Raw genomic sequence first — 779 nt, 5'->3', positions numbered from 1 at the left:
ATGGCTAAAGAGCAATTTCAACGTAATAAACCACACGTAAACGTGGGCACCATCGGTCACGTTGACCACGGTAAAACCACTTTAACTGCTGCAATCACTACCGTTTTAGCAAAAACTTACGGCGGTGCTGCGCGTGCATTCGATCAAATCGATAACGCGCCAGAAGAAAAAGCACGTGGTATCACCATCAACACTTCACACGTAGAGTACGAAACTCCAACTCGTCACTACGCGCACGTTGACTGCCCAGGACACGCCGATTACGTTAAAAACATGATCACCGGTGCTGCGCAAATGGACGGAGCTATCCTAGTTGTTGCGGCAACTGATGGTCCTATGCCACAAACTCGTGAGCACATCCTGTTAGGTCGCCAAGTAGGTGTTCCTTACATCATCGTGTTCCTGAACAAATGTGACATGGTTGATGATGAAGAGCTGTTAGAGCTAGTTGAAATGGAAGTTCGTGACCTGCTGTCACAATACGACTTCCCAGGCGACGACACTCCAATCGTTCGTGGTTCAGCGCTTAAAGCACTGGAAGGCGACGCAGAGTGGGAAGCTAAAGTTGTAGAACTGGCTGGTCACTTAGACGCTTACATCCCAGAACCACAACGTGCAATCGATCTGCCGTTCCTTCTGCCAATCGAAGACGTATTCTCAATCTCAGGCCGTGGTACTGTAGTAACTGGTCGTGTAGAGCGCGGTATCGTTAAAGTAGGTGAAGAAGTTGAAATCGTTGGTATCAAAGATACTGCGAAATCTACTTGTACTGGTGTTGA

Annotated in this window: 1 protein-coding gene; it reads left to right on the top strand. The window is 48.0% G+C overall.

The genetic code is table 11. The annotated features are described in order from the left end of the window. Positions 1 to 779, top strand: a 779-nt coding sequence (locus HGT71_RS15615; RefSeq protein ID WP_214218604.1) for an elongation factor Tu, incomplete at its 3' end; no start/stop codon positions are given.

This window comes from Rosenbergiella epipactidis (assembly GCF_018494055.1).
In the GTDB taxonomy this organism is placed as follows: domain Bacteria; phylum Pseudomonadota; class Gammaproteobacteria; order Enterobacterales; family Enterobacteriaceae; genus Rosenbergiella; species Rosenbergiella epipactidis.
This window is presented reverse-complemented; position numbering and strand designations above follow the sequence as displayed.